Here is a 19,281-nt window from a genome sequence, read left to right as displayed (position 1 = left end):
ACGCCTTGTGGTCGTCGGGTTTGATGTCGACGGCGCGATCATAGCTGGTGATCGCCTCCTCATAGCGCCCTAAGTTAAAGAGCGCATTGCCCCGGTTGTTCCACGCCACGTGTTTGTCGGGTTGGATGTCGACGGCGCAATCATAGCTGGCAATAGCGTCCTCATAAGCATTCTCAGCATGCTGAAGCCTTCCTAAATCAAAAAATAACTGTGAATGCTGCTCCGACGAGATATTATTTTGTTCTAGTAAGTCCCTAATGCGGATCATTTGCCAGCGCCGTTCTTCCGGCATCAGCTGCAAAATCCTGTCGTAGTCTTCAAACCGATCTGTCTCTAAACTGCGGGTGATGTCTTCCCGCGAGTCCTTAAACTCAAACACGCCAGAGCGCCAATCAAAAAAGTCGGGAGCCCGTCGCGCTAAATATTTTACTAAAAACGGCGACACTAAAAAGACAAAGCAAGTTGACAGCTGGTTGCGAAATGCGTCACGCTGCTGGTTCAAATTCCGCAAAATCAGAGGTATATCTCGCCAGCTATAGTTAAGGATTTCTGCCTCACTCCAGCCGCTGGCCCGTTTAATGTCTTCATACTCCAGCAGCGAGTGCCGCAGCCCCTCGACAAACACGACATCTGCCGAATGTTCTGCCAAAAACTCTGCCGCACGACCAAAAAAGTCCCCACCCGGCAAAGACTCGGTTAAGGTCAACCGCTCGCAGTGTTTCTGCGGCAGATCTTGTTGCAGTTTTTCAATGAGCTTACGGCCCTGCTCGGGCGAGCACCGCACAAATAAAAGGCCAAATCCCTGCTGCCGTCGCAGGGCTCTCAACAGCGCTCGATATTCATCATCGGCGTCGTAGTCCGGCAGGTCTGACAGGTCAATCTGCTCTAACGGATCAAGCGCCATCGGTTGCGTCCTCCGATGCCGGGTTGTTGGTTACCTGGGCAGCTTGGCGCTCTGCTACGGCTTGCACAAACGGCTCCAGCTTTTGAATCAGCGGATGCACATCATGCCAGCGCACCGTTTGAAAGTCGTCCTCCGTTTCTTTGACCAGGCGATATTCCAACACACAGCGGTTAAACAGCAGCTTGCGATAGGCATCATCGTTCGGCACGCGCTTGGTCTCGGCCACCTCCGCCAGTTTTGTCCAGTCCAATTCATTCACGGTGTCTTGATACGCTTCGCGTCCTTTGGCAATGGCCCGCAGCATCGCCTGCCGTCGAATCGGTAACTCATCCGTCCAGTTCAGCGCCGTCTGCACCAACTGCATCAGCTCTCGCATGTGCCCGCCGCTAATCAAACACAGGCTATCCAGCACCGTCTCACTTTCAAACACGCCTGGCACCATCGCCATGTGGGTGTAGTGCTCAACCCGTTTTTGCACCAATTCTTTCATTTTTGCCAACCCTGGCGGATAAATCGTGCCGTCTCGCATTCGCACCATCACCATCGGCAACACATGAATATCGCCGTAGATATTACGCATTTCTGCCGACTGATCAGAATACACCTGAGAAATGGGTACGGTGTAGACCACATTGCACGCCAGGTTACACATCTGTTCGCTGTTGTAGATGTAAATTTCGTCGTAATTGGTGTGGCCGTTATCGTCCTGGATTAAGGCAATCCGATCTAGCTCATCCGCAATCACCACAAGTTCCGTCGCGCCTAGATTGCGTTGTGCTTCAGCAATAAATCCATTCAGCGCCTCAATCAGTGAAACCGAGTGATTATCGACCTGCTCACGAATGACGCTGCGTTTGCTAGGCACTTGGCGTAGCGTCGCCGTTAGGGTAGAGAATTGGGCAATCTGCGCCTCTAGCGCTAAATTTTCAAACTCAACTTCTGTCAAAGCCAGGTCTTTCAACGACTGCCAGCGTGACTGCAACCAACTCACTAGCGGGCCAGGGTTGGCCTGTTGCTTCAGATCATCCAACAGGTGCCGGGTACAAGCGAGTAAAATGTCCGTGTACCGAGTGTCGGTATCATCCAAGTCTTTAGTCGCTTCAAAGTAAACGACCTGGCGCTGCTGCCCTTGCAAATAATGGCGTAGCCGCCGTAGTTCCGTAGATTTGCCACCTCCGCGATGCCCGGTGTAAAGCTGGCAAGTTGGCTGATTTGAGCGAATAATGTTGCGCCCCACTTCGTTGATGATGTTTTCTTGTCCGCGCACCTCGTGACAATTCACATAAAACGGATCGTCCGGCTCTAGCGGGCGCTTGGGGTCAAAGGCGTTGTAAATTTGGCTCAGCAGTTCTTCGCTCACGGCAGCACCGGGTAGCCACAGCTAGAAAACAGTTGTTGCAAGGGTACTGCAATTTTAGGAGATGGGCGGACAGATGAGCCGTTTGTGAGGTCTGGCCGCGAGGATGACAAACGAATTTTGGCAGGGCAGGGGTAGGGCCGTTCGCCTTCCCTGAGGCCAGAATTCGCGCCAACATGGTTCTCGCTACCCCCTGCCCCCACCGATGGGCCAGGACGGGGGAAAACCGAAAACAACGTTTTTTGTTGCTTTAAACACTACTTGTACACAACAGCATTGTTACTTTCACCGTATCAATTTGGTGTGAGTAAAAACTATGTCCCATATCTCTGTTTGGGAGGCGCTGATGCCGCCTGCCAAAGTCCGGTGTGCTCAGTACGGTAGCCTTACGGGGTTGATGCTCGCTGCGACTATCGCCCTCCCCGCGATCTCCTCAGCACCCTCCCTTGAAAAAGATGCAGCGGTCTCCCCCACCGCTGTGGCATCGCCCGCAGCTGATGCTGATGCCGCTACCGTGCCACAAGCCAGCGCGGCAACTACCGGGCAACTGTCGATGGAGCCAGCGCGAACCACAGCGGTTGCCAGCCCCGGCCAAGACTTAACCACCGCCACCGCCGAGGGGGAACTGGAGGCCACGAGCGATCGCCAGACGCCCATCCTCGTGACTGATTTGGCCGCCGCCCGGACAGCTACCGATGCGCCAACCGTGACCACGGAAGCCGAGGCCCTGGCCGCGATCGCCCCGAGGCAACTGGCCCAGGTGTCTGAAATCACTGAGCTAACGGATGTCTCCGTCGATGACTGGGCGTATCAGGCCCTCGCCAGCCTGGTCGAAGAGTACGGCTGCCTCGAAGGCTATCCCGATTTCACTTTTCGGGGCGATCGCTTCATGACGCGGTATGAATTTGCCGCCGGTCTCAATTCTTGCCTGGACGCCATGCGGTTTCTCATCGCCGACAATGGCCTCTCGCCCGCCGACCTCGCCACTATCCAGCGCCTGACGGATGAATTCATCGCCGAACTCGCCGAATTAATTGGCCGCGTGGAGGCGATCGAAGCCGATGTCGTCGAACTCCGCGCTAACCAGTTTGCCACCGTGACCAAACTGCGGGGCAATGTCTTTGCCCACATTAATAGCGGCTTTCGAGACGCCCCGATTTTGACCGAGCGGACCTTTGCGGGGAATGCCTTCGTCGGTGGCCGCGACGCCCAGGGTGACCCGATTGTCCAAACCATCGACACCAATCCTGAGGTCACCTTTAGCTACTACACCTGGATTAACTTTGACAGCTCCTTTACCGGGTCGGATCGGCTCACCTTGCAGTTCGTCGCGGGGGATGGCAATGCGAGCTCCAACCTGTACACATCGGCGGGTTTATTGAATACCTTCGGCGCACCATTTACCCTGCAAACGGGCACTCCGGGCGGCAGCATCAACGACATCTATATTCGCGAACTGAGCTACGGTTTCCCCATCGGCGACAAGGTTTCCCTAGAGGTGGGGCCACGGATTAACTGGTATCGCTTCTTTGATAACAATCGCTATACCTTCTTTCTCACCGGAGCCAGCAGTTTCAACTCCAGCGGCGGCACCCAAGTTAATGCCGTCGATCGCGGCACTGGCGCAGTTATGGTTTGGGATATCGCCGATTGGGCGGATCTCCGCGTGGGTTGGCTGGCCGAAAATACTGAGTTCCTCACCAGCACCGCCGTGCCCGATCCGTCGCGCGGCCTGTTTGGCGGGGCACATACCCTGACGGCACAACTGGGCCTGCAACCCCTGGATGACGTCAATCTGAGGCTGCTGTATACGCGATCGCGCCTGGTGCCCAATGGGGCGGGCCAAATTGGTGGCGCGGTGAGCGAGCCCCTCTATGGTTTAGCCGACGACGGCGTTGGCGGAGCCCTCGATGCCGCTACAGCTGACACCTTTTTGGTCAACTTTGACTGGGCCGCCTTAGACTGGCTGGGCCTGTTTGGGCGCTATAGCTATGGCAGCACTAACCTCATCGACGATGACGATAACGTCGGCTCGGTGGAAGCCCAATCGTTCCAGTTTGGCTTGGCCTTTCCCGATCTGTTCAAGGAAGGAGCACTAGGCACCATCTCCTATGTGGTGCCGTTCGATATTCTGGATGGTCGCGAGTTCATGGTGGCCGGGGGCGGTGATGGCGGCACCCAGCAGGAACTAGAGGTGTCTTATCGCTATCCGCTATCTGCCAACATCGCCATCATGCCGTCGTTTTATTGGGTGATGAACACCAATAACTTTGACGACAACGGCAACCTCTACTTCCTGAACCTGCAAACGCAGCTGTTCTTCTAGACCGCGTCTAAGTTGAAAACTGGAGTTATGTTTAGCCATCAAAACCTCACCTCTCATCTTCTTGAGAAGCAGACTGTCATTAAGCCTCTCGTTGATAAGGAGAGGGGCCGCAGGCGGTGAGGTCGGACAAACGTCAAAACTCCACTTCTGAACCTGGATGAGGTTGCACTAGCGAGTTATGGGCGATTGCCAATGATTTGGTATTTTCCTCAAGTCTGAGAAACTGGTGATTCCTGGCAGGGCCGAAAAAGCCGGTTTCCAGACTTTTGATTGATGCCAATGTCGCCAGAGCAGTGCCGCGATCGCTATCGCCACAGCCCCCCTAGCCAAATACCCAGTTCTACACACACGAGCCCCAGGCTGGTGCTGCCCAGCCAATAGCCCAAGGCTTGGAGGCGTTGCTGACTGCTGAGCAGCTTGACCGTATCTAGCAGGTAGGTGGAAAAGGTGGTGTAGGCCCCGAGAAAGCCCGTCATCAGGAGCGTTTGCCCGAGTTCGGAAAGGCCCCAGCGGGGAGCCACGGTGGCGACCCAGCCCATGGCAAAAGCGCCCGTGAGATTGACGCATAGCGTGCCATAGGGAAAGCGATCGCCCAACCGCTGCAACCAGTACAGCGACAGGTAATAGCGGCTCAGGGCACCCCCGACCGCCCCGATACTGATGGCGATGGGCGTCCAATCCACGCGGCACTACTCGGTGATGCGGCCCGACAGCGGTGAACTGGCGCTGGCATAGGCTTTGACGGGAATGCGTCCCGACGTGTGGGCCATGCGACCAGCGATCGTCGCCATGCCCATGGCTTGTCCCATCACCACCGGATTTTGAGCCTTGGCGATCGCGGTATTAATCAACAGCGCATCGGCTCCCATTTCCATCGCTGCCGCCGCTTCGCTGGGGGTACCAATGCCCGCATCCACCACCACCGGCACATTGGCGTTTTCGATGATGATTCTGATATTGGCAGCATTACGAATGCCCTGCCCCGAACCGATGGGGGATCCCAATGGCATCACCGTCACACAGCCCACCTCTTCCAATCGCTTTGCCAAGAGCGGATCAGCATTGATGTAGGGCAGCACGGCAAAGCCTTCTTGGGCGAGTTGCTCAGCGGCTTCCAGGGTGCCAATGGGGTCGGGCAGTAGGTATTTCGTATCGGGAATCACTTCCAGCTTCACAAAGTTGTTGTCTTCTTGGCCCAGCAGTTTCGCCATTTCGCGCCCCAATCGCGCCACGCGCACCGCTTCTTCGGCGGTTTTGCAGCCCGCCGTGTTGGGCAGCATCCAGATGCGCGACCAATCCAGCGCTTCGGCCAAACCCTCATGACCGGGGGCGTTGGTTTGCACCCGCCGGACGGCGACGGTGACAATTTCGCTGCCGCTGGCGGCGATCGCCTGCCGCATCACCTCAAAGTCGTTGTATTTGCCCGTGCCCGTCATCAGCCGCGAGGTGAATTTGCGACCCGCGATTTCTAAGGGCGAATCTTCAAACCCTTGGGGGATCTGGTTGGGAGTGGTCGGGGTAGCCAGTAAAGTCATAGAGGATGACGTGGGTAAAGGGACGGGTGGCGCGGGCGTTGAACGTTCGAAGCGCTGCCAGGCAAAGGGCGCGAGCAAGGGCGTGACGCGACCCAGAATGTAGTCTGACACAATCTCGGCGGTGATTGGCATCAGCAAAATGCCGTTGCGGTGGTGGCCCGTCGCCAGGGTCAGGTTTTGGCAACTGCTGGGGCCGAGGATGGGGGCTTCATCCGGCGTGGTGGGGCGATATCCCCACCAGGTTTCCTGTACGGGGAAGTCGCGCAGGGGGGGATACAACTCCACCGCTTTGTGAAACAGGTGAGCCATGCCCGCCGCCGTGAGGCCGGGGGTAAAGCCGACATCTTCGCAGGTGGCCCCCAACACAATGCGCCCATTGCGGCGAGGCACGATGTAAATCTTGTCTTCGCCAAAGAGGACGCGCTGGAGTGGTTGCGGTTGCGGCGCGTCGGGGGGCACTTGCACCGCCGCCATTTGCCCTTTTAACGGCGTGACGGGAATCGGCAAGAGGTCATTGCTCCAAGCCCCGGTCGCCAGCACATAGTGATCGGCTCGGAAGTGTCCCGCTGTGGTTTGCACCTGCTGCACTTGGCCCGATCGCTGCACCAAGCCCTGCACTTCGATCCCTTCGTGAATCTCGACCCCCGCCTCACGAGCCGCCGTGAGCAAAGCCTGGGAGAGCGATCGCGGCTCCACCTGCCCCTCTTCGGGATACCACCAAGCCCCGGCGAGAGCGGTCGGCAAGCCCGCTTGGTAATGGGATAGTTGCGCGGCGTCAAGCCAGCGGCCCTGGGTGTCAGGGCGATCGCTCACATCCACCGGGCGCTGCCAGCGGGGCGCGATAATGCCGCTGGGCCAGTAGCCCACCGCTTGCCCGGTGAGAGATTCCAGCTTTTGCACCCAGTCGGGATAGCGCTGCAAACTTTGCCGACACAAGTCCAACAGGGGGCCGGGGGGCAGGTCTTCGGCACCGGGGGCCAACATGCCTGCCGCTACGTGACTCGCCCCTTCCAAAAAATTGCGGCTCAGCACCGTCACTGACAATGAGGCTTGTCGCAACTTGAGGGCGATCGCCAACCCGATCACACCGCCCCCCACAATTAGGACATCTGGAGTCCCCGTCATGCCTTTCGCCCACCTCAATGTCGTTTAGTTCCGAATAGATCCTAAACGAACTGAGGCGATCTCGACTGCTAGCGCGAATCGTTTAAGCCTGCTGCTCTAATGCCACTGAGCAACTTGTGAATGAGATCGCCCGATCTTGCCGGAGCCATTACCTTGTCCGGCGAAGCAGCGGAATAGCTTTAAGTTTTTGTCAGGCAGATTCACCCCGGAGGCGATCGCACATGGAGGATTTAAGGGAATCGCCCAAATCTGAAGCCTAGCGGATCATCGACAAAGACAACTTTGGGGATGAAATACACTGGGCGCAAAGTATCACTCTAAAGCGCCCAACCCTATGGCAGAGACTCGTCCCGCGCCAGCGCCCGCCGCCGACCCCACAGACCAACGCCGCCGCCAACGTCAGCAACGCACGCAGATGATCTTGCGGGTGCTGGGCATTCCGGGCGGGGTTGGTATTGTGGCCACCATACAGTTCCTGCGGTCAGGGCAATGGGGGCTAGCGCTGTTGACTGGATTGGCCTCGATCGGCGTGACGGTACTGGCGATTTTTGCCAAGTTCTTTGCTGACCTGACGAACAAGGTCTTAGACCGCATTGAGGAACGGTTAGAAGAGAGCACGGATTCTCTCGCAGAGTGGATTGTGGCCCAGCTTGAGAGTGCCTTGGTGCGCTTTTGGTGGAAAGTCACGCCACAATTTAAGGGCGCTTATTACCAGAGCTTGATTTATGGCTACCGCACTTATCGTACTCAGGGTTTGAAGACACCGGGAGAGTTCAGCCCGGATCTGGCGAAGGTGTTTGTGCCGCTGCGGATCACCTCGAAAAGTCTGGAGCAAATTTCTCCGGCGTTGATTCAGCGGCAAGAGACGGCAAAAGGTTTGGAAATTTGGGACTTTTTGGCGGAGAGTCAGCGCGAACCGGCTTATCAGCGCATCGTGATTATCGGGGCACCGGGGTCGGGCAAAACGACGCTGTTGAAGCACATCACGCTGACCTATGCCTACAACACCCATCGTCGCCGTAGTCGCCAGGTGCCAACGCTGGTGCCGGTGCTGCTGCCGCTGCACAAAATTCGGGATGACATTACGGCAGCCTCCCCCAAGGATTTGCCGACTGTGATTGTGGAGCAGGTGAAAACCTTGCCCAAGGGCAAAACCTTGAACCTGTCGCCCCAGTGGTTTGAGTCGAAGTTGCTGAGCGGTGACTGTTTGGTAATGCTGGACGGGCTGGATGAGGTGGCGGATGAAACCCAGCGGCGGCAGGTGAGTCAGTGGGTGGATGGGCAGATGCGGGCGTATCCCGAAGCGCGGTGGATCTTGACCTCGCGACCCTATGGCTATCGCAATGCCCAACTAGAGGAAGCCCGCACCACGTTGGGGGTGCAAGCCTTTAACCTGAAGCAGATGGAGCTGTTTTTGCGGCGGTGGTATCTGCAAAATGAGATTTTGCGACAGGCGCGGAAGCCTGACCCCGGCGTTGAGGCCGCAGCCGTGGACAAGGCCGATGACCTGATTGGCCGCATCAAAAACTATCCGCCGCTGGCGGCGATGGCGCTGAACCCGCTGCTGTTGACGATGATCGCCACGGTGCATGACAACCGGGGAGCCTTGCCAGGGAGTCGGGTGGATCTGTATGACGAGATTTGTGATGTGTTGCTGGTGCGACGGCAAGAGGCGAAGGGGCTGACGGAGCCGTTTCCGCTGAAGGCGGAGCAGAAAAAGTCGGTATTGCAGGTGCTGGCGCTGGAACTGATGGAGCGAGAAGACCGAGAGTTTTCGTTGGAGCAGGCGGTGGCGATGATTGCCGCACCGTTGAGGAATGTGGCTGGCGATACGGTGACGCCGACCGCTTTTCTAGCGCACATTGAGACGGTGAGTGGTTTGCTGCTGGAACGTGAAGCGGGGCTGTATCAGTTTGCCCACTTGAGTTTTCAGGAATATTTGGCCTCGGCGCAAGTGAAGGAGGCCGATCAAGTGCGGTTGCTGGTTGAGAATATTCAGCTGACCTGGTGGCATGAAACGATTCGGTTATTTGCCGCCAAGAACGACACGACAGCCCTAGTGAACGCGGCCTTGGATAAACCAACTCGTGACTCTTTGAGCATTGCCTATGACTGTGCTGAGGAAGGGAAAAGTCTGTCGCCTCAGGCGAGGGCAAGGCTAGAGGAGTTTAGCTTGGAATCAGCGGATGCTGAGATTGCTGAACTTGCTGCCAGAGTGAAGCTGACGCGGCGACTCAATCAACTCTTGCGGTTGGATGATGGGACTCAAATTGACCGAGGATTAATCTCGCGGGCTGAGTATCAGCTTTTTCTAATCGAGCGCGGGATGTGGTTTGGCGAGGATAAGACCCGTAAGCCTTGGTACACGCCAGAAGACCCTTTGCGGCCTGAAACTCATATTTCTCTAGATGATGCGTTGGAGTTTTGTCGCTGGTTGCAATATTTCGATACTGATGAGCGGTATGTCAGTGACTTTTTTGAAGAGATTTCGGAAAGCGATCGCAAAGAGTTTGCTAAATACGCTGTGAAGATTGATCCAGATCCGACAGAAGACCCCATCGAGCACTATTACTTCAGATTGCCTACTGACGACGAATTGCAAAGAACAAGGACTCCGGAGGAATTGAGTTCTGAAGGTTGGACATTGGGTGGCAAAGGTGAGTTGCTTAGAAGCATTCGGGTTGTAAAAGCTCATGTTGCCTCGGAGTTTCATGAACTCCAGGAGCTTTTAGAGTTTAAGGATTGGCAAGCAGCAGATGCAGAGACAAGATCGCTGTTAGCAAGAGCAAAAAAACATCAGGAGCAGCAGCAAACAGGGCTAGACAATCCCCTTAAGGACAATACGCCTTGCCACTGCTTAGCTCAAGTTGAGTCGCTGTGGGTGCATTACTCGGGGGGGCGATATGGCTTTGGCGTACAGGCAGGAATCTGGGAAGCGACTTTGGGCAGTGGGCATGGCAAGCGTAGGCGATTTGGGATGGCTGTAGGGTGGGAGACGACACCCCAAACTAAAAGAATTGAACCGTCTTGGTTTCCGGGGCATTATCCACAGCGGGAATCAGATTGGGAGTCAGAGGTTTTACTCCGGCGGTTTATGGACTGTGGCATTGAGCGGGTGATACCGTTGGCGGCATTTGAAGTGGTGACGGTGAATGCGAAGGGTGAGGAAATCCAACAGGAGTGGCATCAAGCGCGATTTTTTGTCGAAGATCTGGGGAAAGGAATACCGCTGGAGATGATGGCGATACCGGGTGGGCAGTTTGTGATGGGAACGCCGGAGGAGGAAGGTCGAGATGATGAAGGGCCGCCGCACGAGGTGACGGTGTCGCCGTTTTTTATGGGGAAGTATGCGGTGACGCAGGTGCAGTGGCGGCAGGTGGCGGCCTTACCGCGAGTCAATCGCCGTCTTAGTGCCAATCCCTCTAAATTCAAAGGGAATGACCAGCAGCCAGTGGAGCAGGTGTCTTGGGAAGAGGCGGTGGAATTTTGCCAGCGCCTATCTGCCTACACGAACCGCACCTATCGGCTACCCACGGAAGCCGAATGGGAATATGCCTGTCGGGCCGGCACCACTACGCCCTTTCATTTCGGCGAGACGATCACAACCTCGCTAGCAAATTATCGGGGGCAAGATTGGAAAATTGGGGACACGACCTACCCTGGCAATTATGGGGAAGGGCCATACGGTGAGTTCAGAGAAAAAACCACCCCCGTAGGCATGTTTCCGGCAAATCGATTTGGCTTGTGCGACATGCATGGCAACGTCTGGGAATGGTGCCAGGATGTGTGGCATGGCAACTATGACAGTGCGCCGACGGACGGCACGGCCTGGATGGAGGGCAGCAGTCAAGATCGCCGGGTCTGCCGGGGCGGCTCGTGGAACTACGATCCGCGCGATTGCCGCTCGGCGGTTCGCAACCATAATGCCCCCGGCGACCGCAACAATAATCTCGGTTTTCGGGTGGTGTGCGTTGCCGCGCCCTGATTCCCCTTTGCGCTCTTGCCCTCTTACTCTTTACACTTCTTCATCTTTTACTCTCTTCTCCCCTGGCGCGCAGCGCCTCAAATTTTTTTGCGATTTTGGCAGTGGGGCCTCGCGATGGTTTATAAGACTAAAGCCATTCAACATGACAACCTCTATCGATGGGGTATAGATCCCCCCTTGCCCCCCTTAATAAGGGGGGTGGCGATAACCGGGGGGATCTCGCAGCATGTTCAACTATCGCCCATGCGTAACTCCTGATGATCTATGCTGATTGGGCGTCAAAATTCTCACTCGCTGAGACTTGACGTTGAGAACAGGCAATTAGCAGCCGGGGCGGCTCGTGGAACAACAATCCGCGCCATTGCCGCTCGGCGGTTCGCAACTACAAATCCCCCGGCGACCGCAACAATAATCTCGGTTTTCGGGTGGTGTGCGTTGCCGCGCCCAGCACTCCCCACGGTCAGAATTGGTGCAAGGGATTGCATCGAGCGTACATAGGGGAGTCCAGACCTGTTTTCAGAGAGGCAGGCGACTGCTTCCAAAAATCAACCGGAGCCAGTCACTTTGGTAGGTTCGCCGAAGAATTGGCTGGCTCTCTCCGTTTTTTGGGCCAACGATTTTTGGGCTCGATAGCGTGGTGGGATGAGGCCCAATTAAATTGTGCTCCAGCGCTGCCTGGGCAATGCCGCAATCGATTGCACTAGCCCAATGGCAGCTGAATACTGGAAAATGCCGAGTGTAGCTGGAAGATTGACGAGCTTGGGCGATCGCTCCATGCTGGAAACATGCCCCCGTCCATTTTTCAGGAACCGTTGCCATGCCCCCTGCTGCCCTGCCGTGGATTGTTGCGATCGCCCTCAACTCGGGACTGCTGGCGATCGCCTGGCTCCTCCCCAAAAAGCTGCTGACCCCAGCGGGTTATCTGCACGCTTGGGTGTTGGGGGTCTTGGTGTGGGGCTGTTTGGGCTGGCAAGGGTACACCGTGGTGATGGTGTACTTTTTGGTGGGCACGGCGGTCACCCGCATCGGCATGGCGGAAAAGGAAGCGGCGGGCATTGCCGAAAAGCGCTCCGGCGTGCGCGGGCCAGAAAATGTCTGGGGCTCTGCCCTCACCGCGACGGTGTGTGCCGTAGGCGTTTTGGTGACTCAACAGGGTTGGTGGGGTGGGCTAGATGCGGTGTGGATCGGGCTGTTTAGCTTGGGCTACGTGGCCAGTTTTGCCACCAAACTGTCGGACACGACCGCCAGCGAAGTCGGCAAAGCCTACGGCCAGCGCACGTTTTTGATTACCACCCTGCGGCCTGTCCCTGCGGGCACCGAGGGGGCAGTCAGCCTGGAAGGGACGCTGGCTGGCATCGTGGGCTCAGCGGTGATGGCGGCGGTGGGGTTGGCGACGGGCTTAATTTCCCCGATGGGGGCGCTGCTGTGCTTGATCGCGGCCTTTATCGCGACCAATGCGGAGAGCGTGATTGGCGCGACGCTGCAAGAGCAATTGCCCTGGCTTACGAATGAACTGGTCAACATCGCGAATACGACCATTGGCGCGATCGCGGCGATTTTACTCGCTTTACTATTCTTCTAAGCTTTACGATGAATGGGTGTAGCAGGTTTTCGATCCCCCGCTGTCACCGCTCCCTTGAAAGGGTAACGACATACTTGCATAGGCATCTGTCGGCCCTCTCCCTAAATCCCTCTCCCAAAACTGGGAGAGGGACTTTCTCCGGCTCCCCTTCTCCCAAATTTGGGAGAAGAGGCTGGGGGATGAGGGCTTGGCGACTGAATTATGTGAATGCCCTTTTCCTAGAGCAGCTATGCCCGAAGGGCTTTAGGGGGATTGAGGGGGATCAGTACAAGCACCCGCTAACGATAGAAAAGCTATACGGTCGGCTGTTCGTCAGTGAATCGCGATGAACGGTGTACCGCAGGCAATTGTTCACCCAGCAAGCATGGATTTGGCACGATGGCAGCATTGTCTTGGTTAACCCCCAGTCACTTCATCATGGTGGGGTTATTGGTCGGGTTTGCGATCGCCCACAGTGGCCTCGCCGCCCTTCGTCCCCGTGGCGAAAAACTCATCGGTGCCCGCGCTTATCGCGTCTTGTTTGCCCTGGTGAGCATTCCCTTTGCCAGCGTGCTGATCATTTACTTCATCATTCATCGCTACGACGGGGCGCAACTGTGGAATGTGCAGGGCGTCCCCGGCATGTTTGAAGGGGTGTGGATCGCCTCGGCAATCTCTTTTATCTTTCTATATCCCGCCACCTTTAACCTGCTGGAAATTGCTGCTGTCCAAAAGCCCGAAATTCATCTGTACGAAACGGGCATCATTCGCATCACTCGGCATCCCCAGATGGTCGGTCAGGTGCTCTGGTGCATCGCCCATACGCTGTGGCTGGGCACCACTTTTATGCTCGTCACCTCCGCTGGCCTGATTGTGCATCATCTCTTTGGGGTGTGGCATGGCGATCGCCGCTGGCAAGTAAAGTATGGCGACGCCTTTCTCAAGGTGAAAGAGCGCACGTCAGTGGTGCCCTTTCTCGCCATTTTGCAGGGACGACAAGAGCTGAAGCTACTGGAATTTGTGAAACCCGCGTATTTGGGCATTCTGCTATTTGTGATGGGGTTTTGGTGGGTGCATCCCAAACTCATCCAAGCTAGCCAACAGCTGACTTGGTAGGCGCTTGGGCCGCTGACTGACTACGCGGGTTCTTGGGGCTTCTGGGCGGGCGATCGCGATCGCCGATAGCTCGCCAGGTGCGAGTAGGTGCGCCAGTTTTGCGCCTTCGCCTGTAGCTGGGTTTTCAGGTCTTTGGCGGCCAGGGTATAGCCGCCCCCCGCCCCGTCAATCAGGTGAAAGTGGCAATTTTGCCGATTCAAAATCAGGCAGGTGAGCACCGCGCGATCGCTGACATGCAGGCCATAGGCCAGGTGTCCGCTTTGCGATCGCTGCTCCAAATACCGCACCAGTTGCTGAGTCTGCGCCGACGTTCCCGCAATCACCATGCGCAACACATCGTCCAGTTTTTGAAAATCCGTGGCAGCTCGAATGGCCGGTTTGTACTCGCCCCAATCGACGCCACCTACCGTCAGCCCGAGTCTCATAAACACCGTGCCCAGCAGATTTTCCGCCCAGACGCGCAGGTGATATTGCCACCGCGCCCACCGCGATGCTGTGGGCGATCGCAACTGCACCTCCGCCCCCAATTGGCGAGGACTCAACGCAAGTCGCAACCCTGCGATGGATACCGGATGATACGCCTCCGGTTCACCAAAAATCTGGCCAATGGTCTGCACCACTTCTTGGTAGATGTGAGGCCCACGGGTCGGGGCACTGTCTAACGCCGTCACAATCAAACTAAGGGTGTGATCATGAGGACTGGGGACTTCTTGCCAACGGCATTCCAGCCCGGTCAGGTTAGCCTCAGGGCACCTTTCCGCAGGCTCCAATCGATAGAGCGCATCTTGCTTGATTAACTCCGTCGCAAAGGTCATCCCGCCGCCCATGAAGCTGGCTTGACAATATTGCGCCGACTGGCGAAATTTGGCGATCTTGAGCGGATGATGCCGATTGACCACGGCGACGGGGACCGCTCCCACCCGGAGATCGAGACCGTAAGCGGTGGTGGCTAATTGGCGCACTCCCAACAAAGCCTGACGGGCAGCGGCAAAATGCCACGGCGGCACCACCATCGAAGCGCCATCGCCGCCAAAGATAAAGGGGATTTCTGCCCCCGGCAGAGCATTGAGCACCGCCATGATCGAGCTGGCCCCCAACATGTTGACGTCTTTATAGCGCCCGGCTTGTACCGCTGCTGTGGAGCCACAGACATCCGTCACCAGCACGTACCAGTCATCGGGCACCGAGACATAGGCCGCCGGATCGGCGAGTGCCCACAAATCATCGACTGCCGGTAAAGTCGCGTAAAAATCCTGAGAGGTCATAGTGACAGCCACAGTAAGCGAATAGGGAAGTGGTAGATGACCGTCTATTTGCCGCGTAACTTTCCAATCTGCCCTACCCCTATTCTGAGTCAAGGGGCCCTGATACCGCATGGATTCGGTTCGAAAGTTATTAGCACCGACTCTTTGGAGTCCCCCAAAGTCTCGCGATCGCTGCCCTTCGAGACGGCTGGGCTAGGCTATCCAGGTAGCGTCTTCGCACCGATGGGCCAGGGCGGCAGGCTGGAAGCCGAGCTAATCGGTGCTCTACAGAGCTGGAACTGCCCCAAAAGCGCGATCGCCAAGGCATCCAGAAAGCTGAAAGTCAGGCAACACCAGCTTTCTGCGAAACCTCTACAGGATTGGCGGGGCTCTAGTGCAGGCAAATTTTCAGCGCCATTTCAGCCCCATCATCGCCACCTTTGTTGAAGAGACTCATCAGTGGCACATGCAGCGGCGCTTTGAGGGCGAGGGCATCCCGTTGGCGGAAGCGGGAGCAGTCAGTAGGTAGACGCAATTATTTCGCAGACGGGTTTTCTCCTCACGGAGACGCTTTGCGAACGACTCCGCTCAACCCTCAACCTCTGACCTGGCCAGCAATATCGCTGATTGAGCGGAGTCGAAATCAGCCACCTGGTTACCGTTTAAATAAGCTCAGCTACTTAGAGAGCCCCATCGCCCCAATATTAAAAACTGGCTTTGAGCGTTTCCCTCAGCTCGAATGCCGCGTCATCATCCATGCTCGACACCATAATCATGACCATTGTCGGTTCAGAATTTTCTAAACAGACAAAGACAGCAGTAGAGTTTTCAGTCGTGCCAGCCACGCTATTGCCTTCCACTTGAATATCGGTCAGCCCTCCGTTGGTGAGCGCGGCGGTGGAGCGGTCAAGGCAGGTTGTCAGGTCACTCTCGACGCTGCGCCAGGCATAATACAGCCCCGGTGACTGCGCCCAGGCGGGAGCGATCGCCCCCAACAATCCGGCACCGATAACCAACAGCGCACCAATCCGCGAGATAGCCATAGGGTCTCCTGAAGAGGTTGTGGATTTGCAGACAACCGCCATTCTGGCATGAAGTTGTCACGAGCTATTGACCTGGGCTGATTTTAGGGCGGCGATGAATCCCGCCATTTGCCACCTGATTGGGGCTCGAAATGAACCAGGGCAAACCGGAAGCGAGATCCCTTTCCTGGCAAGATGGAAGCGATGGTTTGGGGGGAGGGAACGGCGATGTTGGCGCTGACAAACTGTAGGATTTACACCGGGTTAGAGGGGCTGGAAGGTTTTGCTCTGCTGATCGAGTGCGATCGCATTCAAGGCTTGACGACAGCGGCTGACCTACCCGCTGACTGCGAACGGGTGGATCTGGGGGGAGCCTCCATTGCGCCCGGCTTTATTGACCTCCAGCTCAACGGCTGTGGCGGCGTTATGTTCAATGACGCGATCGCGGCGGCAACGTTGGACATCATGCATCAAACGAATCTGCGCAGCGGCACGACGAGCTTTTTGCCCACGCTGATCACGACGTCGGATGCGGACATGCAGGCGGCGATGACTGTGGTGCAGGCGTATCGTCAAAACCATCCCCACTCGGTCTTAGGACTCCACCTAGAAGGGCCGTACCTGAATCCCAAGCGCAAGGGCATTCACAATGGGAGGTATGTGCGATCGCCGGATGCCGAGATGATTGCCGCGATCGCGGAAGCCGGGCCAGAGACCGTGCGCCTTGTGACCCTCGCCCCAGAAATGGCGACCGCCGCCGATATGGCCCCACTCACCCAGGCGGGCATCGTCGTGTCTGCGGGGCATACCAATGCCAACTATGGTCAAGCTGTCGAGGGGTTTAGCCAGGGGGTGACCATGGCCACGCACTTGTTTAACGCGATGTCGCCGTGGCAAAGTCGGCAGCCGGGCATGGTGGGGGCAGTGCTCGATCAGTCTGATATTTACGCGGGCATCATTGCCGATGGTCACCATGTCCATTTCACCTCCCTGGCGCTAGCCCACAAGTTGAAGGGCGATCGCCTGTTGCTCGTTACAGATGCCACCCCACCAGCGGGTACTGACATGGACTCGTTCATCATTGGCGGCCAGCGGGTCTATTACCGCGACGGCAAATGCGTCTCCGCTGAGGGCACGCTGGGCGGGTCGGCCCTCACGATGATTGCGGCGATCGCCAACTGCGTCCACCACGTCGGCATTCCCCTGCCAGAAGCGTTGCGCATGGCCAGCGGGTATCCGGCCCAGGCCATCCACGTGGCCGACCAGTATGGCCAACTCGCTCCGGGATATGTGGCCAACGTCAGTATTTTTGACTCAGCCCTACGCCTTCTCGGGGTGGTAGACCGAGGCCATTTGCAACTCTTCGATCCCACTGCGGCAGCGTCTGCCCACGCCCAGGCAAGGGCGTTACCCTAAAAGAGTTGGTCACTCATTTTTATTTCGAATCACCATGCAAGCCAAATTCCTCATGACCGCCATGGCTTTGTGTACCGCCGGATTGCTGGCGGGCACCGTCGCCAAAGCGGAAACCGCCCCACTGGCGGCGGAAAGCAGCCTGATCGATTTGCCGTCGCCCGCCGTCGCCCCTGTCCCGGCGATGACTGCTCCTGACGGAGATGCTGAGGCTCCAGCCGCGATCGCCGAAGGAGAGCCGCTGGTCTGCCCACCGGGCCAGTTTCCTTCCGCATTTTCTGATGTGTATCCCTGGGAGTGGGCGTATCAAGCCATCAACAACCTGGCCTCACCGTCCATGGAATGTTTCGATTTACCCGAAAATCGGCCTTAGAGTGTTCCAGCTAATGGCTTGTCCGCAATCTCACTGGATGAAATATTCCTTGCTGCTCATCAACGACATCGACATGGTTGAGTCGGGATGATGATTTTGAAGGAATCTCTAATGGATAGTGATGCGCCTCTATCTTATGTTTAAGGCTGGTGGGCATTTCCCTGCCAGCACCACCTTGTAGTCCATTGTCTAGCCGCCCTGCTAGGCCAAAATAAAGCGGATCGGCGTACTCCAAGTATGTTTAGCTACTTATTTTGCGGAGAGTTGAATCTATCACTCTCAAGGGTTTGAAAGTTGAAAATCAGAAAGTTCTAGCAAGACATTTCCAAACGCTATTTCGTATTTTTGAATACGAAATTAAATGCAGGCTTTTAGCTATTCGCGCGATCACGATTATTCAAGATCAAAGGCTAGCCATCTTCTGCGCCAATCATGACCGCATCGTTCGCAACATCTTCGCAAAGAAAGTTTATCTAACGGTGGCGCAGTTGGCTGAACTACCTTGATCCCCAGCCCAAGGGGGATGCGGGGGGCTGAAGTCAGGATGGCAGGTTTCTAAAAAGCAGTCTGCGATACCAATTGACCCCAGGAATGTTGTGGTTTGTGGCAATTTTTAATTGCTTGGGGATCGTTGGTAGTCGCGTTTACAGCCAAATTTACCTTGAAAGTGTTAACTTGCATTTAGCTATTAATTTTTACCTTTTTTTGAAAACCCATGGCTCAGATCATCGATCACATTCCCACTGACCAATCCGAGACGATTCTTTGCTGCTACGTGAATGTTACTAGCAAAATGCAAATTGTTCGAATTACTAATATCCGTGACTGGTATTTTGAGCGTGTTGTCTTTCCCGGGCAGCGGTTGATGTTTGAGGCGTTGCCCCAAGCTCAGTTAGAGATTCATACTGGCATGATGGCTAGTGCCATTTTGTCGGACACCATTTCTTGCGCCCGCTTAGTTGTGGATCCGGAGGAAAGTGCCCCCTGGGAGCAGCAAATGTCGGTTAATTCCCAAGCTGAACAACCGGCGGCAGTATCGGCTGGCTCTTAGAGTCGCGTTGATCGAGCCATTGCGGGAACGTCTTTGAAATCAATGCTTTTGAAATCACTTTAATATTTTTACGATTGTCTTTAATCGTTGACTTTTTAGAAAGGTCAGATCTTGATCATCAGTCGATAACAAACTTGTTATCGACTTTTTTTGTGATTGTTAAGTGGCTGGGCCTAGTTGAACGGTAACCAGGTGGCTGATTTCGACTCCGCTCAATCAGCGATATTACTGTCCAGGTCAGAGGTTGAGGGTTGAGCGGAGTCGAAACC

Annotated in this window: 15 protein-coding genes; 9 read left to right on the top strand and 6 right to left on the bottom strand. The window is 56.1% G+C overall.

Features of this window, described 5'->3' with window-relative positions; genetic code table 11:
• The coding region (locus JUK32_RS27570; RefSeq protein ID WP_239112654.1) for a tetratricopeptide repeat protein at window positions 1-904 on the bottom strand (904 nt) is incomplete at its 3' end.
• Window positions 894-2,264: an ATP-binding protein gene (locus JUK32_RS13920; RefSeq protein WP_204139464.1), complete on the bottom strand. Its 1,371-nt coding sequence runs from the start codon at window positions 2,262-2,264 to the stop codon at window positions 894-896. The genes JUK32_RS27570 and JUK32_RS13920, both read right to left, overlap by 11 nt.
• Before the next feature lie 313 nt (window positions 2,265-2,577).
• On the opposite strand from JUK32_RS13920, the gene JUK32_RS13915 reads away from it, so the two are divergent.
• Complete coding sequence (locus JUK32_RS13915) at window positions 2,578-4,587, top strand: iron uptake porin (RefSeq protein WP_204139463.1); 2,010 nt, start codon at window positions 2,578-2,580, stop codon at window positions 4,585-4,587.
• Between the two features lie 305 nt (window positions 4,588-4,892).
• Here the strand turns inward: JUK32_RS13915 and crcB are convergent, their stop codons facing one another.
• Complete coding sequence (gene crcB / locus JUK32_RS13910; protein ID WP_204139462.1) at window positions 4,893-5,270, bottom strand: fluoride efflux transporter CrcB; 378 nt, start codon at window positions 5,268-5,270, stop codon at window positions 4,893-4,895.
• Between the two features lie 6 nt (window positions 5,271-5,276).
• Complete coding sequence (gene thiO / locus JUK32_RS28730) at window positions 5,277-7,247, bottom strand: glycine oxidase ThiO (protein ID WP_204139461.1); 1,971 nt, start codon at window positions 7,245-7,247, stop codon at window positions 5,277-5,279.
• A 334-nt stretch (window positions 7,248-7,581) separates the two neighbouring features.
• Between thiO and JUK32_RS13900 the strand changes: the two genes are divergently transcribed.
• The 3 genes from JUK32_RS13900 to JUK32_RS13890 all read left to right on the top strand — a co-directional run bounded on the left by JUK32_RS13900 (window position 7,582) and on the right by JUK32_RS13890 (window position 13,909).
• Window positions 7,582-11,232 carry an SUMF1/EgtB/PvdO family nonheme iron enzyme gene (locus JUK32_RS13900; RefSeq protein ID WP_204139460.1) on the top strand — a complete coding sequence of 1,217 codons (3,651 nt, stop codon included), beginning with the start codon at window positions 7,582-7,584 and terminating at the stop codon, window positions 11,230-11,232.
• An 817-nt stretch (window positions 11,233-12,049) separates the two neighbouring features.
• On the top strand, window positions 12,050-12,814 hold the full coding sequence (locus tag JUK32_RS13895) for a TIGR00297 family protein (RefSeq protein WP_204139459.1): 765 nt from the start codon (window positions 12,050-12,052) through the stop codon (window positions 12,812-12,814).
• Between the two features lie 378 nt (window positions 12,815-13,192).
• On the top strand, window positions 13,193-13,909 hold the full coding sequence (locus JUK32_RS13890) for an NnrU family protein (protein WP_204139458.1): 717 nt from the start codon (window positions 13,193-13,195) through the stop codon (window positions 13,907-13,909).
• Between the two features lie 20 nt (window positions 13,910-13,929).
• On the opposite strand, the gene JUK32_RS13885 is transcribed toward JUK32_RS13890, so the two are convergent.
• Window positions 13,930-15,174 (bottom strand): DUF3095 domain-containing protein, encoded by a 1,245-nt coding sequence (locus JUK32_RS13885; RefSeq protein ID WP_204139457.1) that lies wholly within the window; start codon window positions 15,172-15,174, stop codon window positions 13,930-13,932.
• A 373-nt stretch (window positions 15,175-15,547) separates the two neighbouring features.
• Here JUK32_RS13885 and JUK32_RS28040 point away from each other — a divergent pair, with 373 nt between their 5' ends.
• A complete protein-coding gene (locus tag JUK32_RS28040) occupies window positions 15,548-15,682 on the top strand; it encodes a hypothetical protein (protein ID WP_255538243.1) in 135 nt (44 codons plus the stop codon).
• Between the two features lie 175 nt (window positions 15,683-15,857).
• Here the strand turns inward: JUK32_RS28040 and JUK32_RS13880 are convergent, their stop codons facing one another.
• Entirely contained in the window at window positions 15,858-16,196 is a 339-nt protein-coding gene (locus JUK32_RS13880; RefSeq protein ID WP_204139456.1) for a hypothetical protein, read from the bottom strand.
• A 207-nt stretch (window positions 16,197-16,403) separates the two neighbouring features.
• Here JUK32_RS13880 and nagA point away from each other — a divergent pair, with 207 nt between their 5' ends.
• From nagA to JUK32_RS13860, 4 genes are all read left to right on the top strand, one after another.
• Window positions 16,404-17,591 (top strand): N-acetylglucosamine-6-phosphate deacetylase, encoded by a 1,188-nt coding sequence (gene nagA, locus JUK32_RS13875; protein ID WP_204139455.1) that lies wholly within the window; start codon window positions 16,404-16,406, stop codon window positions 17,589-17,591.
• A gap of 34 nt (window positions 17,592-17,625) precedes the next feature.
• Complete coding sequence (locus tag JUK32_RS13870) at window positions 17,626-17,961, top strand: hypothetical protein (RefSeq protein WP_204139454.1); 336 nt, start codon at window positions 17,626-17,628, stop codon at window positions 17,959-17,961.
• Window positions 17,962-18,248: 287 nt separating this feature from the next.
• Complete coding sequence (locus tag JUK32_RS13865) at window positions 18,249-18,467, top strand: hypothetical protein (RefSeq protein ID WP_204139453.1); 219 nt, start codon at window positions 18,249-18,251, stop codon at window positions 18,465-18,467.
• 209 nt (window positions 18,468-18,676) lie between these two features.
• Window positions 18,677-19,012, top strand: coding sequence for a DUF1830 domain-containing protein (locus tag JUK32_RS13860; protein WP_204139452.1), 336 nt, complete (start codon window positions 18,677-18,679; stop codon window positions 19,010-19,012).
• Window positions 19,013-19,281: the final 269 nt, after the last annotated feature.

Source organism: Halomicronema sp. CCY15110 (assembly GCF_016888165.1).
Classification (GTDB): Bacteria; Cyanobacteriota; Cyanobacteriia; order Phormidesmidales; family Phormidesmidaceae; genus Halomicronema.
Note: the sequence above shows the minus strand (reverse complement) of the source record. Positions and strands in the feature narration are given on the sequence as shown.